This window comes from Stenotrophomonas sp. YJH_SMC_138 (assembly GCF_059369855.1).
Genome location: NZ_JCAFTB010000001.1, coordinates 219154 through 234386 on the forward strand (window position 1 = coordinate 219154; position 15233 = coordinate 234386).

A 15233-nucleotide genomic window follows, 5' to 3' on the forward strand; every position below is an offset into this window, starting at 1 on the left:
GTGTAACCAACCGGCCGCCACTGCTGTCAGTGACGACCGGCACGTTCGGATCAGGCGTCGGCGAGCACGCCGGGCTGGGCCTGGCCTTCGCGCACGAACGGGAACTTGACCACGCGCACCGGCACCTGCCGGCCGCGGATGTCGACGGTGACCTCGCCGAGTTCACCGGCCGGCACGCGGGCGAAGGCGATGCCCTTGGCCAGGGTCGGCGAGAAGGTGCCGGACAGGATCTCGCCCTGGCCGCCAGCGGTGGTCACCGCCTGGCCGTGGCGCAGCACGCCCTTCTCGTCCATCACCAGGCCGATCATCTGGCGCGCGGTGCCGGCGGCCTTCTGCGCCTCCAGCACGTCGCGGCCGATGAAGTCGCGGCCTTCGTCCAGCGACACGGTCCAGGCCAGTGCCGCTTCATACGGGCTGATCTCTTCGTCCATGTCCTGGCCGTACAGGTTCATGCCGGCCTCCAGGCGCAGGGTGTCGCGCGCACCGAGGCCGGCCGGCTTCACGCCTGCCGCCAGCAGGCGGTTCCAGAAGGCGACCACGGCATCCTGCGGCAGCAGGATCTCGAAACCGTCTTCACCGGTGTAGCCGGTGCGGGCGACAAACAACTCGACGCCGTCGTCGGACTGCGCCTGCAGGGCGGCGAAGCGGCCCAGCTTGGTCAGTGCTGCACGGTCGGCTTCGCGGGCCAGGCCGATCACGATGTCGCGCGCCTGCGGGCCCTGTACGGCGAGGATGGCCAGGTCCGGGCGCTGCTCGACGGAAACACCGAACGGTGCCGCCTGCTCACGCAGCCAGGCCAGGTCCTTTTCGCGGGTGGAGGCATTGACCACCATGCGGAAGAAATCGTCGCCCAGGTAATAGACGATCAGGTCGTCGATGACGCCGCCGCGCGGATTCAGCATGCACGAGTACAGGGCCTTGCCAGTCACCTTCAGTTTGTCGATCGAATTGGCCAGCAGGCGGCGCAGGAACGGCTTGACCTGGTCACCGCGCAGGTCGACCACGGTCATGTGACTGACGTCGAACACGCCGGCTTCGCGACGCACCAGGTGGTGTTCGTCCAGCTGCGAGCCGTAGTGGATGGGCATGTCCCAACCCCCGAAATCGACCATCTTGGCGCCAAGGGCGCGGTGGGTATCGTTGAGCAGCGTCTTCTGGGTCATGACCGGTCCGGCAGCAGAGGAAACAGGAATTCCCATTATCCCAGATCGGTCGCCCGCAGGCGTGCCGCAGCGCAGCGGTTCGTGGAAGCGGAAGCGCGGTCCGCCGCGCCCTTTCCCTTTCGGGCGAGGCAATGGCTGCGCTCCCCGCAACCGCCTGTTACAGGCGCACCCGCCCACGCAGGATGTCGACGAACATCACCCAGTCACCCATGAATGAATACAGCGGATGCCGGAAGGTGGCCGGGCGATTCTTCTCGAAGAAAAAGTGGCCGACCCAGGCGAATCCATAACCGCAGAACAACGCGGCCAGCAGGAGCGTCGGCTGGCCGCGCAACACGGCAGCCGCAGCCAGCAGCAGCACTCCGCAGCTGCCGATGAAATGCAGGCGCCGCGAGACCGGGTGGCGGTGCTCGCTGAGATAGAACGGATAGAACTCGCGGAAGCTGGCGAAGCGGGACATGCGCGTGCTCCGGGGGCCGTGGTCACTGCCATCATGCGCCTTACCGGGATGCAGCGCTGCGCGCTTGCGGGGCATGGCCCGGCGGCCGTTGTAGAGCCGAGCCATGCTCGGCTGCCTTGGCCTTTGTAGCGCCAAGCTTGCTCGACTGCTCCCCGGAGAAGCAGCCGAGCATGGCTCGGCTCTACAAAAGGGTGGGCGCGGTCGAGCCTGGCTCGACGCTACACCGGGGGCGTGCGCGGACCGAACATGATCACCGCCATGCCGGCCAGGCACAGGGCTGCACCGAACAGGTCCCAGCGGCTGGGGCGGATGCCGTCGACCAGCCACAACCAGAACAGCGCGGTGCCGATGTACACGCCACCGTAGGCGGCATAGACCCGTCCACTGGCAGTCGGGTGCAGAGTCAGCAGCCAGGCGAACAGGGCCAGGCTGGCCGCGGCCGGCAGCAGCAACCAGACGCTGCCTCCCTTGCGCAGCCACAACCATGGCAGGTAACAGCCGACGATCTCGGCCAGCGCGGTCAGCAGGAACAGGCCAAGCGTCTTCACGCTTTTTCTGCTGCCTTGGCGTGCTGCCACAGCGCTTCCTGCGCATCCAGGTCCAGTGCCGCCAACGCCTCCCCCTGCGCCTCGGCCTGCGCTTCCATCGCGCGGAAGCGCCGCTCGAACTTGTGGTTGGCCCCGCGCAGTGCGGCGCCCAGATCGATATCGGCGTGCCGGGCCAGGTTGGCGCAGACGAACAGCAGGTCGCCCAGTTCTTCATGCAGGCGCGCCTTGTTGCCCGCGATATCGCCGCGCTCGAATTCCTCTCGCAGCTCCTGCAGCTCCTCGGCCGCCTTGTCCAGCACAGGCAGCGGGCCCGGCCAGTCGAAACCGACCCTGGCCGCGCGCGACTGGAGCGTCACGGCGCGCTGCCATTCCGGCAGGCCACGCGAGATACCGGCCAGTGCGGAGGTGTCCTGCTCGCCCTTGGCGGCACGCTCGGCGCGCTTGATCGCGTCCCAGTTGCGCATCACTCCGTCGGCATCGTCGACGCTGACATCGGCAAACACATGCGGGTGACGGCGCTGCATCTTGTCGCTGATCGCACGTGCGACATCGGCGAAGGCAAATGCCCCCTGCTCCTCGGCCATGCGTGCGTGGAACACCACCTGCAGCAGCAGGTCGCCGAGCTCGTCGCAGAGATCGTCGAGGTCGCCGCGGTCGATCGCATCGGCCACCTCGTAGGCTTCCTCGATGGTGTACGGGGCAATGGTCGAGAAGTCCTGCTCCAGGTCCCATGGGCAACCTCCCTGCGGGTCGCGCAGGCGCGCCATGATGACCAGCAGGCGTTCCAGTTGATGGCTTGCCTCGCTGCCGGTGGCAGGGGTGTCATGCGCGCTCATGCGGCCTCCAGGTTCAGTCGGACAACCAGTCGCGCCACGGCAGGCTGGTATCACCAAGGGCAATGAAATCGCCGTTCAACAGCGTTTCGCGGCGGTTGTAACGGAACGGCTTGCCGGTCGCGGCCGACAGCACCGCGCCACCCGCCGCATGCAGCACGCACTGGCCGGCGGCGGTATCCCATTCAGAGGTCGGGCCGAGCCGCGGATAGACATCCAGGCCGCCTTCGGCGATCCGGCAGAATTTCAGCGACGATCCCTGCGCGATGGTCTCGATGCGGCCCATGCGCGCCAGCAGCGCCTCGGTTTCCGGCGAACGGTGCGATCGGCTGGCGGCGACGCGCAGCGGAGCAGTGGCCGGCGTGCGGGTGCGCAGCACGGTGTCGTGCAGACCCTGCCGCCGATAGGCCAGTTCCCCGCGCATGGCATGCCAGACAATGCCGGTGACCGGCGCCAGCACCACGCCGAATGCCGGTGCGCCCTGGTAGATCAAGGCAATGTTGACGCTGAACTCACCGTTGCGCTTGACGAACTCGCGGGTGCCGTCGAGCGGGTCCACCAGCCAGTAGGCGCCCCAGTGGCGGCGCTGCTCCCAGCCCACCTGCGCCGATTCCTCGGACAGGATCGGCAGGTCCGGGGTCAGCTGGCGCAGGCCCAGTTCAATGACCTGGTTGGCGGCCAGGTCAGCTGCGGTGACCGGGCTGTTGTCGTCCTTGATCTGCACGTCGACGCCATCGGCATACACCTGCATGATGGCCTGTCCGGCTTCCTGGGCGATGGCGATGGCGGTCTCGCGCAGGTCCGTCGTCAGCTTGATCATCGCGTTCCCTGCAACCACTGGCGGGCAATGAACAGCGCCGCCAGCGAGCGTCCCTCTGAGAAGTCCTCGCGCAGCATCAGCTGGTCCAGTTCGGCCAGCTTCCACGGCACCACTTCCAGCTCCTCCGGCTCGTCGCCGGCCAGTTTTTCCGGGTACAGGTCGCGCGCCACCACCAGCCACGACTGGTGGCTCATGTAGGTCGGGGCCAGGGTCATCGCGCGCAGCACGTCGACCCGGCGCGCACCATAACCGGCCTCTTCCTTCAGTTCGCGGTCGGCCGCCTGCTCGGGCGTCTCGCCGGCATCGATCCGGCCCTTCACCAGCCCCAGTTCGTAACGGTGCATGCCAGCGGCGTATTCACGTACCAGCAGCACGGTCTCGTCGTCGAGCATCGGCACCACCACCACCGCACCGTGCCCACGGCTGACCAGGCGCTCGAAGCGGCGGCGTTCGCCGTTGGAGAACTCCAGGTCCAGGTGCTGGCGCTGGAAGGGGCCGTTCTCCTCATCGGTGATCCGATGGATGATCGGCAAGCGACGGCCGGCACGGTCATCGTTCATGCGGAATCTCCGCGGCGACCGGCGGCTGCGCCGGGGCCGATAGAATGTGCAGGCAGCAACATGTTCATGAGCCCGAAATGCTAGCAGACCCAACCCCCTCCCCGCTGGCCCGCCACTGGCGGCAGCGCGACCTGCAGGTGCTGTGGCACCCGTGCACGCAGATGCGTGAGCATCCGGACACCCTGCCGCTGGTACCGATTGCCCGTGGCGAAGGCGCATGGCTGATCGACCACGACGGCAACCGCTATCTGGACGCGGTCAGCAGCTGGTGGACCAATCTGTTCGGTCATGCCGAACCGCGCATCGGTGGTGCCATCGCTGCCCAGGCCGGGCAGCTGGAACAGGTGATGCTCGCCGGTTTCGGCCACGAGCCGGCGATCACCCTGGCCGAACGCCTGCTGGCACTGGCGCCACGCCAGGCCGGCCGCGAACCGCTGGCCAAGGTGTTCTACGCCGACAACGGGTCCGCCGGCGTGGAAGTGGCGCTGAAGATGGCCTTCCAGTACTTCCAGAACCGCGGAGAGCCCCGGCGCACGCGCTTCATCGCGCTCGAGAACGGCTACCACGGCGAAACCCTGGGCGCGCTGGCGCTGGGTGACATTCCGCTGTACCGCCGCGTCTATGCGCCGCTGCTGGCCGAGGGCCTGTTCGCGCCGTCGCCCGATGCCTACCTGGCCGAACCGGGCCAGAGCGCGGCCGATCGCGCACGGCAGGCGGCCGATGGCCTGGCCACGCTGTTCGACCAGCACCCGGGCGAGGTCTGCGCGGTGATCCTGGAACCGCGCCTGCAGTGTGCCGGCGGCATGCGCATGCATGACCCGGTCTACCTGCAGCGCGTGCGCGAACTGTGCGATGCCCATGGCGCGTTCATGATCGCCGACGAGATCGCCACCGGCTTCGGCCGCACCGGCACCCTGTTCGCCTGCGAGCAGGCCGGGGTGATGCCGGACCTGATGTGCCTGTCCAAGGGCCTGACCGGCGGCTTCCTGCCCCTGGCCGCCGTACTGGCGACGCAGGCGCTGTATGACGCCTTCCTCGACGACTCGCGCGAGCGCGCCTTCCTGCATTCGCACAGTTACACCGGCAACCCGCTGGCCTGCGCCGCGGCACTGGCGACGCTGGACATCTTCCGCGACGACGATGTGATCGCGCGCAACCGGGGCATCGCCTCGGTGATGGGCACGCTGGCGGCACCGTTTGCCGACCACCCGCACGTGGCCGACGTGCGCCAGGCCGGCATGGTGGTGGCGTTCGAGCTGTCGCGCGACGGCAACAAGCGCACGCCGTTCGACCCGGGCCTGCGGCTGGGCCTGCAGGCCTACAAGGCCGCCCTCAAGCGCGGCGTGGTGCTGCGCCCGCTGGGCGACGTGCTGTACTGGATGCCACCCTACTGCGTGGACGACGAACAACTGGAGCTGCTGGCGCACACCACGCTGGCGGCCATCGACGAGGCGATTGCATGCGCGTGACCCGCTGCCCCATCGACCTGGCGCTGCACAGCGGCCAGACCGTGACCCTGCCGGAAGAGACCGCCAACCACCTGGTGCGGGTGATGCGCCTGCGCGAAGGCGATACCTGCGTGCTGTTCAACGGCGATGGCCACGACTACAGCGCGACGCTGACCGTGGCCGGCAAGCGCGAGGTGCAGGTCCTCATCGACGCCGTGCAGGCCATCGACAACGAATCCCCGCTGGCGATCACCCTGCTGCAGGGCATCGCCCGTGGCGAGAAGATGGACCTGATCCTGCAGAAGGCCACCGAGCTGGGCGTGGCCGCGATCATTCCGGTCAACGCCGAGCGCACCGAGGTGAAGCTGGACGCGGCACGGGCGGAAAAGCGCGTGGCGCACTGGAACAACGTGGTGACCTCGGCCTGCGGCCAGTCCGGGCGCGCGCGCATTCCGCCGGTAGGTTCGCCGCTGTCGCTGGCGCAGGCTGCGGCGGCGCTGCCAGCCGATTCGCTGCGGCTGACCCTGGATCCGCAGGGAGCACATCGCCTGTCGACGCTGGAAGCCGCTCCCGCTGGCGGCATCGTGATTGCAATCGGCCCGGAAGGCGGCTGGTCGCCACGCGACCGCGATCAACTGGCCGCGGCAGGATTCCAGGGGCTGCAACTGGGGCCGCGGATCCTGCGCACGGAAACGGCCGGACTGGCCGCGATCGCGGCGTTGCAGGCGCGGTTGGGCGATCTGGGGTGAGGCTGATTCGTGGTAGTGCCGGCCGCTGGCCGGCATCCACGGGATCATGGGGTTGCCGGCCAGCGGCCGGCACTACCAGCTACCCGACCGGCGGATTGCCGATCAGGCCGCCAGCGAATCCAGCGCCGCTTCCAGTGCATCCAGGTTCGGCAGCAGCGCGCTCTGCTCACCCAGCAGCACGCGCATGTGCACGATCTGCGGCAGGGTTTCTTCGGAGGCGTCGGCCAGCAGGCCGTCGCGCGGCACCGAGATCAGCTGCGGGAAGTTCTGCGTCAGCAGCGCGTAGTACGGGCGCTGCGCGTTGCCGCTGAGGGACTTCAGTACCACCACCTTGTTGTGGCCGGCCACCGTCTCTTCGCCCAGCCCGGAAAGGCGTGCGAACGACACCAGCGGCACCTGCCAGCCGTGCCAGCCGATCTCGCCAACCAGCCAGCGCGGCGCATCGGAGACCGGCTGCACCGGTACGCGCGACATCATTTCGGCCACGGTGGCATTGGGCAGCAGTACGCGCTCGTTGCCGGCCTGGATCAGGACGCCGCGGATTTCGTCGTTGCTGGCGTAGCTCATGGTGCCTCTCCGTTGTCGTCCTGCTCACCCCAGCGCGCGGCAATTGCCTGCGCCAGCTCCTGCGGTTCACCGGCCACCATGCCGGCAGCAACCACGGCGGTGGCCGCAGCCGGGTCGTAGCAGCCCTCGCCTACCTGCCCGGCCACCCACGCACCGGCGGCCGCCAGGTCCAGCGCCGGGCCGACATGGGCCAGGTCGGCACCGCTGAGCAGCACCAGCGCAGTGTGTGCGGCCGGCAATGCAGCGAGCGAAATACCGGTGGCATCGCTCTGGAAATGCAGGCCATCGCTGGCCGCGCGCACGCCGATATCATCAGCCAGCACGTGGACCTCGCCCGGCGCGGCGCGCTGGCCGGCCTCGGCCAGCTGCACCGGCAACGGCGAAACACGCGACATCTGCTTGACCAGGTTGCCGTAGCGGCCACCGTCCAGGCGCATGTGCACCAGGACCGGCACGCTCAACGACGCGGGCAGTGCGCCGAGCAGGCGACGCAACGCATCCGGGCCACCGATGCCGGCCAGCACCAGCACTGATGCGGCGCGCGCACCGGCCGGGGCGGCGGCATCCAGATCGACCAGGGTCAAATGATCGGTATCGAAGGAGGGCTGCGGCGCAGCGGCCGGCGCCGCCACTTCTGCCGGTGCCGGCGCTTCGATCGATTCCTCGACCAGCGACCAGGCGGTGTGATCGAAGGAGATCGGCGGTGCCGCAGGCGCCGCCGGTTCGGCCGGCGCTTGCGGCGGCGAAGGCGGATCCCGTGGTTCGGGCACGTCCGGCTGCAGTGCCGCCAGGGCCTGCTCCAGCGCGATCGGTTCGTGCAGGTGTGCCGGCGGCGAATACAGACCGTCGGCCGGAACGTCATCGGCCCAGCTCAGCGCCTGCGCCAGATGCGGCTGCAGGGCTTCTTCCTGCGGCGCCGGCGCGGGCGCCGGATGGCCGGGCTCCAGCTGCAGGCTGGGCTCTTCCTCGGCACCCGGCGGCAACACCTGCTGGTGGCCGTGCAGCTTGGCGGCCAGATGGCGCCCCCAACGCTGCGCCTCCCAGCCGTCGCGGCGCGCGGCCAGCTCGGCCTCATCGAACACCAGGGTCAGCCCCGGTGCCGAGAGCACGGCGTCCAGCCGTTCCAGTGCGTCCTCGATGGCCGCTTCCAGCGCGATCACCACGAACTGCGGATCCGCAGCCTGCAGGACCTGTGGCTCCAGGCCGTTCGGGTCATCTTCCAGGACCAGCTGCACATCTGCATGCGACAGCGCCTCGCGCAGGCGTTCGCGCGCCGCACCGGGGCGGGCCAGCAGGGCGACGGCCGGGGCCGGATGGGTTTCACTCACGGACACGGGCGATCCCCAGCAGGTCGTACACGTTACGCATCAGGTCCAGTTCCTGGTACGGCTTGCCCAGATACCGCTGGACACCGATCTCGAAGGCGCGCTGGCGGTGCTTGTCGCCGCTGCGCGAGGTGATCATCACGATCGGCACATCCTTGTAGCGCGGGTCGGCGCGCATCGCCGTGGCCAGCTCGTAGCCGTCCATGCGCGGCATCTCGATATCCAGCAGCATCAGGTCCGGCACGCGCTCTTCCAGCCGCTCCAGTGCTTCCACGCCGTCACGGGCAACACTGACTTCGAAGTTGTGGCGTTCCAGGATGCGTCCGGTCACTTTGCGCATGGTCAGCGAGTCATCGACCACCATCACCAACGGCACCTGGCGTTCGTCGCGCGGTGCATTGGCCAGCACCGGTGCGGTCGGATTGGCGAGGAAACGGCGCACCAGCGGCGCGACGTCCAGGATCACCACCACGCGGCCATCGCCGGTGATGGTGGCACCGTAGATGCCCGGTACCGAGGCGATCTGCAGGCCGACCGGCTTGACCACGATTTCGCGGTTGCCCAGCACCTGGTCGATCGCCACGGCAGCGCGCAGGTCACCGGCACGCACCAGCAGCAGCGGCACCTGGTCCTGGCCATCGGCGCGTGCCGGGGCCTGCCCGACCAGGCTGCCGAGGTCATACAGCGGATAGTCTTCGCCGCTGTAGCGGTAGCTGCTGTCGGCGGCCTCGAAGCGTTCGCGTGACAGGCGGCCGATACCACTGACCGAGGCCACCGGCACGGCGAAGGTGGTTTCACCGATCTGCACGAACACCGCCTGGGTGACGGCCAGCGTCTGCGGCAGGCGCAAGGTGAAGCGCACGCCCTGGCCACGCACCGACTGGATGTCGACCGAGCCGCCGAGCTGGCGCACTTCGTTGCGCACCACGTCCATGCCCACGCCACGACCCGCCAGCTGGCTGACCTGGTCGGCGGTGGAGAAACCGGAGGCGAAGATCAGGTTGTCCAGTTCCTGCTCGCTGGGCTGCGCGTCGGCGGCCAACAGGCCACGATCGATGGCGCGGCGTCGGATCGCTTCGCGGTCCAGGCCAGCACCGTCATCGGCCACTTCCAGCACGATTTCCGAGCCTTCACGGTGCAGGCGGATGGCGACTTCGCCCTCTTCCGGCTTGCCGGCGGCGCGACGCTGTTCCGGCGCTTCCAGGCCGTGGGCCACGGAGTTGCGCAGCATGTGTTCGAGCGGCGCGACCATGCGATCGAGGACATTGCGGTCCAGTTCGCCGTGGGTGCCCTCCAGGGTCAGGTGCACCTGCTTGCCGGTATCCATTCCGGACTGGCGGACCACGCGGCGCAGGCGCGGCACCAGGCCATCGAACGGCACCATGCGCGCGCGCATCAGGCCATCCTGCAGCTCGGAGCTGACGCGCGACTGCTGTTGCAGCAACGAATCGTACTGGCGTGACAGATCGTCGAGCACGCCCTGCAGGCCCCCGAGATCGGCCGCCGACTCGTTCAGTGCACGGCTGAGCTGCTGCAGCGTGGAGAAGCGGTCCAGTTCCAGCGGATCGAACTTCTGATCGGCCTGGTCCTGCTCACGCTGGTAGCGGGCGACGATCTGCGCCTCGGTTTCCAGGTCGAGTCGGCGCAGCTGGTCGCGCAGTCGCGCATTGGTGCGCTCCAGCTCGCCCATCGCGCCGCGGAAGGCACCAAGCTGCTGTTCCAGGCGCGAGCGGTAGATCGCCACTTCACCGGCATGGTTGACCAGGCGGTCGAGCAGATCCGCGCGCACGCGCACCTGTTCCTGCTGCGGGCGCGCCAGCGAATCTTCATCGATCACGCCTTCGGCCGGCAGCGGTGCCGACAACGGCGCATCGAGCAGTGCCGGCGCAGGGCCGGCGACCGCTGCCGACGCGGTTTCTGCAACGCTCGCCACGTCCGCTGCGCCTGCGGCAGCCGCTGCTGCTGCGGCAATATCGGTGGTGGTACGCACTTCGAACGCATCGACCAGATCCTGCGCCGGTTCCACCACGCGGTGGTTACCGGTGCGGGTCAGCAGCTGGTGCAGGCGATCGAATCCGCGCTCCAGCAACTGCACATCGCGGCGTTCGATCTCGGTGCGACCGGCGGCGACCGCCTCCAGCAACGATTCGATGCTGTGGCCGAGATCACCGATGGCGTTGATGCCGGCCATGCGTGCGCCACCCTTCAGGGTGTGCAGGTCACGCTGCAGGCCGGCCAGCACCTCGCGGTCCTGCGGTGCATCACGCAGCTCGCTGATCAGGCCATCGCAGTGGTCGAGCAGGTCCTTGCCTTCCTCGACGAAGATGTCGACCAGCTCGCGATCGTAGACGCTGAAGTCGAGCGTATCGGTGCTGTCTTCCGGCACCGGCATGGCAAGGATGTCAGGTGTCACGGTTTCAGGCACGTCGGCTTCGGACGCGCTGGCTGCCACGGCATCCGACACCGCAACCGCATCGACGCCGGCAGCTTCGGCGTGGACCTCCGCCTGGCCCGGCGCGTCTTCCAGTTCGAAGAAGCGTACCGGTTCGGCGGTGGCCTGCGCTGCGGCCTCCGCGATCTCCTCATTCACCGTCGCCGGGGACGGCTGATCGGCGCTCTCTCCTTCACCGATCGCCGCCTCCCCGCCGACGTCCGCATCCTCGGCAAAGGCTTCCGCCTCGCCCGGCGCGAGTTCGCTGGCCTGCAGGCCGAGCACGGGCCATTGCCCGTCATCGGCCAGGGGCTGCTGTTCGTCGATCACGTGCAGGCCGGCCTCGAGCGCGGCTTCCAGCGAGACCGGTTCTGCAAACCCCGGCGCAGCCATTTCATCCTGCAGGCTCGACAGCTCGCTGTCGAGTGGCAGTGCAGCAGGCATTTCGAACGCCGTGGCATCAGCGACGTGCGCGTGATCGGCCGAGGGCGCATTCAGGTCAGATGCGACGGCTTCGACAGCGGCCGGAGTCTCTTCGGCGTCGCGGTCGTCAACCGGCAGCGCACTGGCATCCAGGTACGGCGACAGATCATCCACGACGGTCAAACCGGCATCGTCGGACAACCGCAGCACGCCTTCGGCCTCCGCCTCGACACCGGCTACGGCAACGGCTGGAACGTCGTCGGCCACCTGGATCGATTCGACCACCGGCAGCGACGCATCCTCCTCACCCGGTACGGACGGCCATCCGGCATCGAAGTAGCGCGAAAGATCATCGCTGGCCGTCAGCTCACCGACCTCCAGCCCGGCCTCGATCGCCACGTCGGCGACCGGGGCTTCGGCAGTATCGGCACGTGCTTCCGCGTCCTGCTCCGGTGCGGCAAACGAATGCGGCACCGCATCGGATTCAAGCGCGACGGCTGTCGATGCATCCGCGTCCAGTTCCACCGGCGGTTCGTCATCCAGCGCCAGATCGTCTTCTTCGTCTTCCAGGCCCACCATCGGCCAGCGCGCTTCCGGCAACGCGCCAGCCAGCGCCTGCAGGCGCTGCGCGAGTACCTGTTGCGGCGCGATGCGCGGCTGTTCGGCCTGCAACGCTTCCATGGTGGCGGTGATCGCCTGCGCAGTCGCATCCAGGGCGGCTACGCCTTCATCACCCGGGACCACCTCGGCGGCCAGTGCGCGCTTGATGTAGGACTCCGCGCCGCCGGTCACCGCCGTGATCTCGGGCACTTCGGTCATCGCGAAGGCGCCGTTCATGGTGTGCACCGCGCGCAGCAGTGCATCGCTGACCGGTTGCGGCGCCTGCTGCGCCGAACGCAGCCAGTCCTGCAGGGTGGCCTGGTGGACTTCCACCTCGGCCTCGAGAATCTCGCGCAGCACGCTGTCGATGTTGGCCGGCGTACCGGCCACTTCGGCCTCCACGTCGGTATCGGCCGGCGCCGAGGCGGCAGCCTCCACATCGAGAATGCGGCTGATCTCGTCTTCGCCGTCAGCTTCAGCAACCGGTACAACCGGCGCAGCCGCACCCGGCAGCGGTACGTAGTAGGTTTCCTCGCCTGCGCCGACACGGTCGGCAATGGCCTGCATGGCCTGCAGGTCGACGCTGATGCGCTGGCCGTGGCGCAGCGCTGCGTTCAGTTGTGGCAGCGCCGCATGTGCGTTGTCGACCATCGCCAGCACCGCCGGCGAGGCGGCGCGGCTGCCATCCAGCACGCGGTTGAGCATGCCTTCGATCTTCCACGCGAACTCGCCCAGCGTACGTGCGCCAACCAGGCGGCCACTGCCCTTGAGGGTATGGAAGATGCGGCGGATCGGGCGCAGCCGGTCCATGTTGTCCGGCTGCATGCGCCACGCCGGCAGCAGCGTGCCCAGATTGGCGAGCTCGTCGTCGAACTCTTCCAGGAACACCTCGCGGATGTCCTCGTCGATGTTCTCGGCGTCGTCGTCGAAGCCGGCGTCAAAGCCCGTAGTCGCGTCGGCATTGGCGTCGGCGCCGGTCGCAACGACCGCCTCCGGTGCCGTCGCGGTGGGCATCGCCTGCGGATTGAAGCCGGCAGCGGCTGCACTCAGCTCGGCGAAGAACTGGGCATCGGCTTCGCTGAAATCGATCGGCGCGATGGTGTCGATATCGATCACCGACACGGCCGGCGCCGACGTTTCCGCTGCCGGGGCGGGCGCTTCGATCGACGGCGGCGTGATCGACGATGCCGGCAGGTCATCCGGAGCCTCGTCCACCCTGACCTCCGCCGCAGGCGATGCATCGGCCAGCGGCGGCGCCACGGCATCGACGATCTCCAGCGACGGATGCAACCCGGCGTCATCGTCCAGCGACAACGTTTCCATCGCATGCAGCGACAGCACGTCGTCAGCGTTGTCCAATGCATCGGCGTCGAAGCGGAACACCACGTCGTCGGCCTCGGCAACCGCGCCCCGTTCGGCCGCTACCGGATCGAACACCGGCGCAGCATCGAATCCGGTCACGGGCGAAACCATGCTGTCCGTCGTCTCGTCGATCGCAGGCGCTGCGCTTTCCTCGAGCACCTGCGGCGCCTCGGACAGCGACCACTGCGGTGCATCGGCGTGATCGCTGTCGGCCAGTTCGAAGCTGACGGGATCGAAACTGGCGAACGTCGGCGCGCGTTCGTCGCCGGCGGGCGCGGCCGCCTCGGCTTCGGGGTAGAACGGCGCCAGCTCCCACTGCGGGACATCAGGCGCAGGTGCGCTGGACGCGGCGAAGACCAGCGATGCCTCGGCATCATCCTGTGTTGGCAGCGGCGAGGCGCCAGCATCCAACGGGCTGGCGGCCACGACGCCCGCGGTGCCCAGCGCGCCGAACATCAGGCTGTTGTCGGGCACCCTCGGTGCCGGTGTGGCCGGCGGCGGATCGAAGGTGAAGTCCGGCAGCGATACCGGCACGTCGCCGGCCGCGGGCGCAGCAGGCTGCACCGGTACCTCGATGCGCTCGGGCTGCAGCGGCTCGACCTGCACCGGCAGCGGCTCACGTTCGATCGCAAGCGCTGCCGGCGCTTCCGGTGCGGCGGCGTTGCGTTCGGGCAGTGGCCAGTAGCGCAGTGCCTCGAGGCTGCTGCGGGTGATTTCGAGGATGTCTTCGCGGCCCGGGCGACGATCGCGCAGGGCTTCCAGGTAGTACTCCAGGCTGGCCATGGCATCGGCCAGGGTGTCCAGCTGGCGGCCGCTGGGCACGCGCTGGCGGCCGATCAGCTCGGCCTCGATGTACTGCTGCACGCCACGCAGGTAATCGGCGGCGGTACCCAGGTCGAGCATGCGCAGCGCGCCGGACACATCGCCCAGCAGGCGCGGTACATCCTGCAGCTCGGCATGGTTCCAGCTGGTTTCGATGAAGGCGACGAAATGCTCGCGGGCGGCAGCGAAGTTGGCGATGGCTTCATGGGCCAGCACTTCCACCGTGCGCCGGTTCTCCACCGCGCTCGGATCGTCCTCGCCACTGCCGCCGGCGCCCAGATGGGCAACCTGGTCGTCCAGCGAGGCATCGACGTACAGCAGCGCACCGGCGATATCCAGCAGCAGGTTCTCGTCGATCTGCTGGCGCCCCTCGACCACGCCACGCAGCGCGTCGCGCTGCTGCACGACCACGCCGCGGGCCACGCCCAGGCCCATCATGCCCAGCGTGTCGGCCACGGCGCCCAGTTCGTTGGCCTGGGTCTGCAGCTGTTCCGGTGCACCGCCGGTGCGCAGGTGCAGGTCAAGCGCATCCTTGATGCGCAGCAGTTCTTCCTTCACTGCGCTGCCGACGGTATCGAGCAGCTCGCGGTTGCGCCCGCTCAGGCTGCCCCGGGCATGGTCCAGTTCGGCCTCGGTGGCGGTGATGCTGTCCGGCGCAAAGGCCAGCAGCACGCTGTCGTTGACGCCTTCTTCGCCACGCGACGCGCGGATCTCGTTGAGCAGCGGCATCAGCACGATCGGAATGTCGCGATGGCCGTTCTGCAGGCGCTCCAGATAGTCCGGCAGCAGCACGCTGCCACGCATCAGGGTCGCACAGGCTTCATCCCGGTCGGCCACCTGGCCGGCGCCGATGGCATTGGCCAGCTGCTCGAGCTCTTCGGCCACCATCGCCGGGGCATACAGTTCAACCATGCGCAGGGTGCCCTGCACCTGGTGCAGGTAGCCGGCGCAGATGCGCATGCGGCTGGCATCGCTCGGGTCTTCCGCGTAGTACTCGACCTCGTTGCGCACCTGGCGCAGGGTCTCGTCCAGCTCGGGCTTGACCCAGCCCAGCGCTGCGTGGCTCATCGCATCGCGCAGACTGCTCATGGACGCGCTCCGTTCGCCGCCGCTCGGTGGCCG

11 protein-coding genes are annotated in these 15233 nt (G+C 68.6%); 2 read left to right on the forward strand and 9 right to left on the reverse strand.

The annotated features are described in order from the left end of the window. Positions 1-50 precede the first annotated feature (50 nt). From gcvT to nudE, 6 genes are all read right to left on the reverse strand, one after another. Entirely contained in the window at positions 51-1163 is a 1113-nt protein-coding gene (gene gcvT, locus AC5P7I_RS00980) for a glycine cleavage system aminomethyltransferase GcvT (RefSeq protein ID WP_014648083.1), read from the reverse strand. Positions 1164-1320: 157 nt separating this feature from the next. Beyond that, entirely contained in the window at positions 1321-1623 is a 303-nt protein-coding gene (locus AC5P7I_RS00985; protein ID WP_014648084.1) for an Mpo1-like protein, read from the reverse strand. A 218-nt stretch (positions 1624-1841) separates the two neighbouring features. After that, positions 1842-2171, reverse strand: coding sequence for a YnfA family protein (locus AC5P7I_RS00990; protein ID WP_014648085.1), 330 nt, complete (start codon positions 2169-2171; stop codon positions 1842-1844). Further along, complete coding sequence (mazG, locus tag AC5P7I_RS00995) at positions 2168-3007, reverse strand: nucleoside triphosphate pyrophosphohydrolase (protein WP_262088056.1); 840 nt, start codon at positions 3005-3007, stop codon at positions 2168-2170. The genes AC5P7I_RS00990 and mazG overlap by 4 nt, the downstream gene beginning before the upstream one ends. A 13-nt stretch (positions 3008-3020) precedes the next feature. Continuing rightward, a complete protein-coding gene (gene cysQ, locus AC5P7I_RS01000) occupies positions 3021-3824 on the reverse strand; it encodes a 3'(2'),5'-bisphosphate nucleotidase CysQ (protein WP_262088057.1) in 804 nt (267 codons plus the stop codon). Beyond that, entirely contained in the window at positions 3821-4384 is a 564-nt protein-coding gene (nudE, locus tag AC5P7I_RS01005) for an ADP compounds hydrolase NudE (protein WP_005418435.1), read from the reverse strand. The genes cysQ and nudE overlap by 4 nt, the downstream gene beginning before the upstream one ends. Positions 4385-4461: 77 nt before the next feature. Here nudE and bioA point away from each other — a divergent pair, with 77 nt between their 5' ends. Continuing rightward, positions 4462-5853: an adenosylmethionine--8-amino-7-oxononanoate transaminase gene (bioA, locus tag AC5P7I_RS01010; RefSeq protein ID WP_032959099.1), complete on the forward strand. Its 1392-nt coding sequence runs from the start codon at positions 4462-4464 to the stop codon at positions 5851-5853. Next, entirely contained in the window at positions 5844-6581 is a 738-nt protein-coding gene (locus AC5P7I_RS01015) for a 16S rRNA (uracil(1498)-N(3))-methyltransferase (RefSeq protein WP_262088058.1), read from the forward strand. The genes bioA and AC5P7I_RS01015 overlap by 10 nt, the downstream gene beginning before the upstream one ends. 102 nt (positions 6582-6683) lie before the next feature. Here the strand turns inward: AC5P7I_RS01015 and AC5P7I_RS01020 are convergent, their stop codons facing one another. Genes AC5P7I_RS01020 through AC5P7I_RS01030 form a run of 3 tightly spaced genes read right to left on the reverse strand, consistent with a single transcriptional unit; the run spans position 6684 to position 15200 of the window. After that, positions 6684-7148 (reverse strand): chemotaxis protein CheW, encoded by a 465-nt coding sequence (locus tag AC5P7I_RS01020; protein ID WP_014648089.1) that lies wholly within the window; start codon positions 7146-7148, stop codon positions 6684-6686. Next, on the reverse strand, positions 7145-8482 hold the full coding sequence (locus AC5P7I_RS01025) for a chemotaxis protein CheB (RefSeq protein ID WP_032959096.1): 1338 nt from the start codon (positions 8480-8482) through the stop codon (positions 7145-7147). Before AC5P7I_RS01025 ends, AC5P7I_RS01020 begins: the two co-directional genes overlap by 4 nt. Further along, complete coding sequence (locus AC5P7I_RS01030) at positions 8469-15200, reverse strand: Hpt domain-containing protein (RefSeq protein WP_262088059.1); 6732 nt, start codon at positions 15198-15200, stop codon at positions 8469-8471. The genes AC5P7I_RS01025 and AC5P7I_RS01030 overlap by 14 nt, the downstream gene beginning before the upstream one ends. Between the last annotated feature and the right edge of the window lie 33 nt (positions 15201-15233).

What these genes read in the sequence shown, in the direction of transcription:
- AC5P7I_RS01015 (WP_262088058.1), top strand. Translation starts at nt 5,844, where the DNA reads ATGCGCGTGACCCGCTGCCCCATCGACCTGGCGCTGCACAGCGGCCAG.
- cysQ (WP_262088057.1), bottom strand. Translation starts at nt 3,824, where the DNA reads ATGATCAAGCTGACGACGGACCTGCGCGAGACCGCCATCGCCATCGCC.
- gcvT (WP_014648083.1), bottom strand. Translation starts at nt 1,163, where the DNA reads ATGACCCAGAAGACGCTGCTCAACGATACCCACCGCGCCCTTGGCGCC.
- AC5P7I_RS01020 (WP_014648089.1), bottom strand. Translation starts at nt 7,148, where the DNA reads ATGAGCTACGCCAGCAACGACGAAATCCGCGGCGTCCTGATCCAGGCC.
- bioA (WP_032959099.1), top strand. Translation starts at nt 4,462, where the DNA reads ATGCTAGCAGACCCAACCCCCTCCCCGCTGGCCCGCCACTGGCGGCAG.
- AC5P7I_RS01030 (WP_262088059.1), bottom strand. Translation starts at nt 15,200, where the DNA reads ATGAGCAGTCTGCGCGATGCGATGAGCCACGCAGCGCTGGGCTGGGTC.
- AC5P7I_RS00985 (WP_014648084.1), bottom strand. Translation starts at nt 1,623, where the DNA reads ATGTCCCGCTTCGCCAGCTTCCGCGAGTTCTATCCGTTCTATCTCAGC.
- nudE (WP_005418435.1), bottom strand. Translation starts at nt 4,384, where the DNA reads ATGAACGATGACCGTGCCGGCCGTCGCTTGCCGATCATCCATCGGATC.
- mazG (WP_262088056.1), bottom strand. Translation starts at nt 3,007, where the DNA reads ATGAGCGCGCATGACACCCCTGCCACCGGCAGCGAGGCAAGCCATCAA.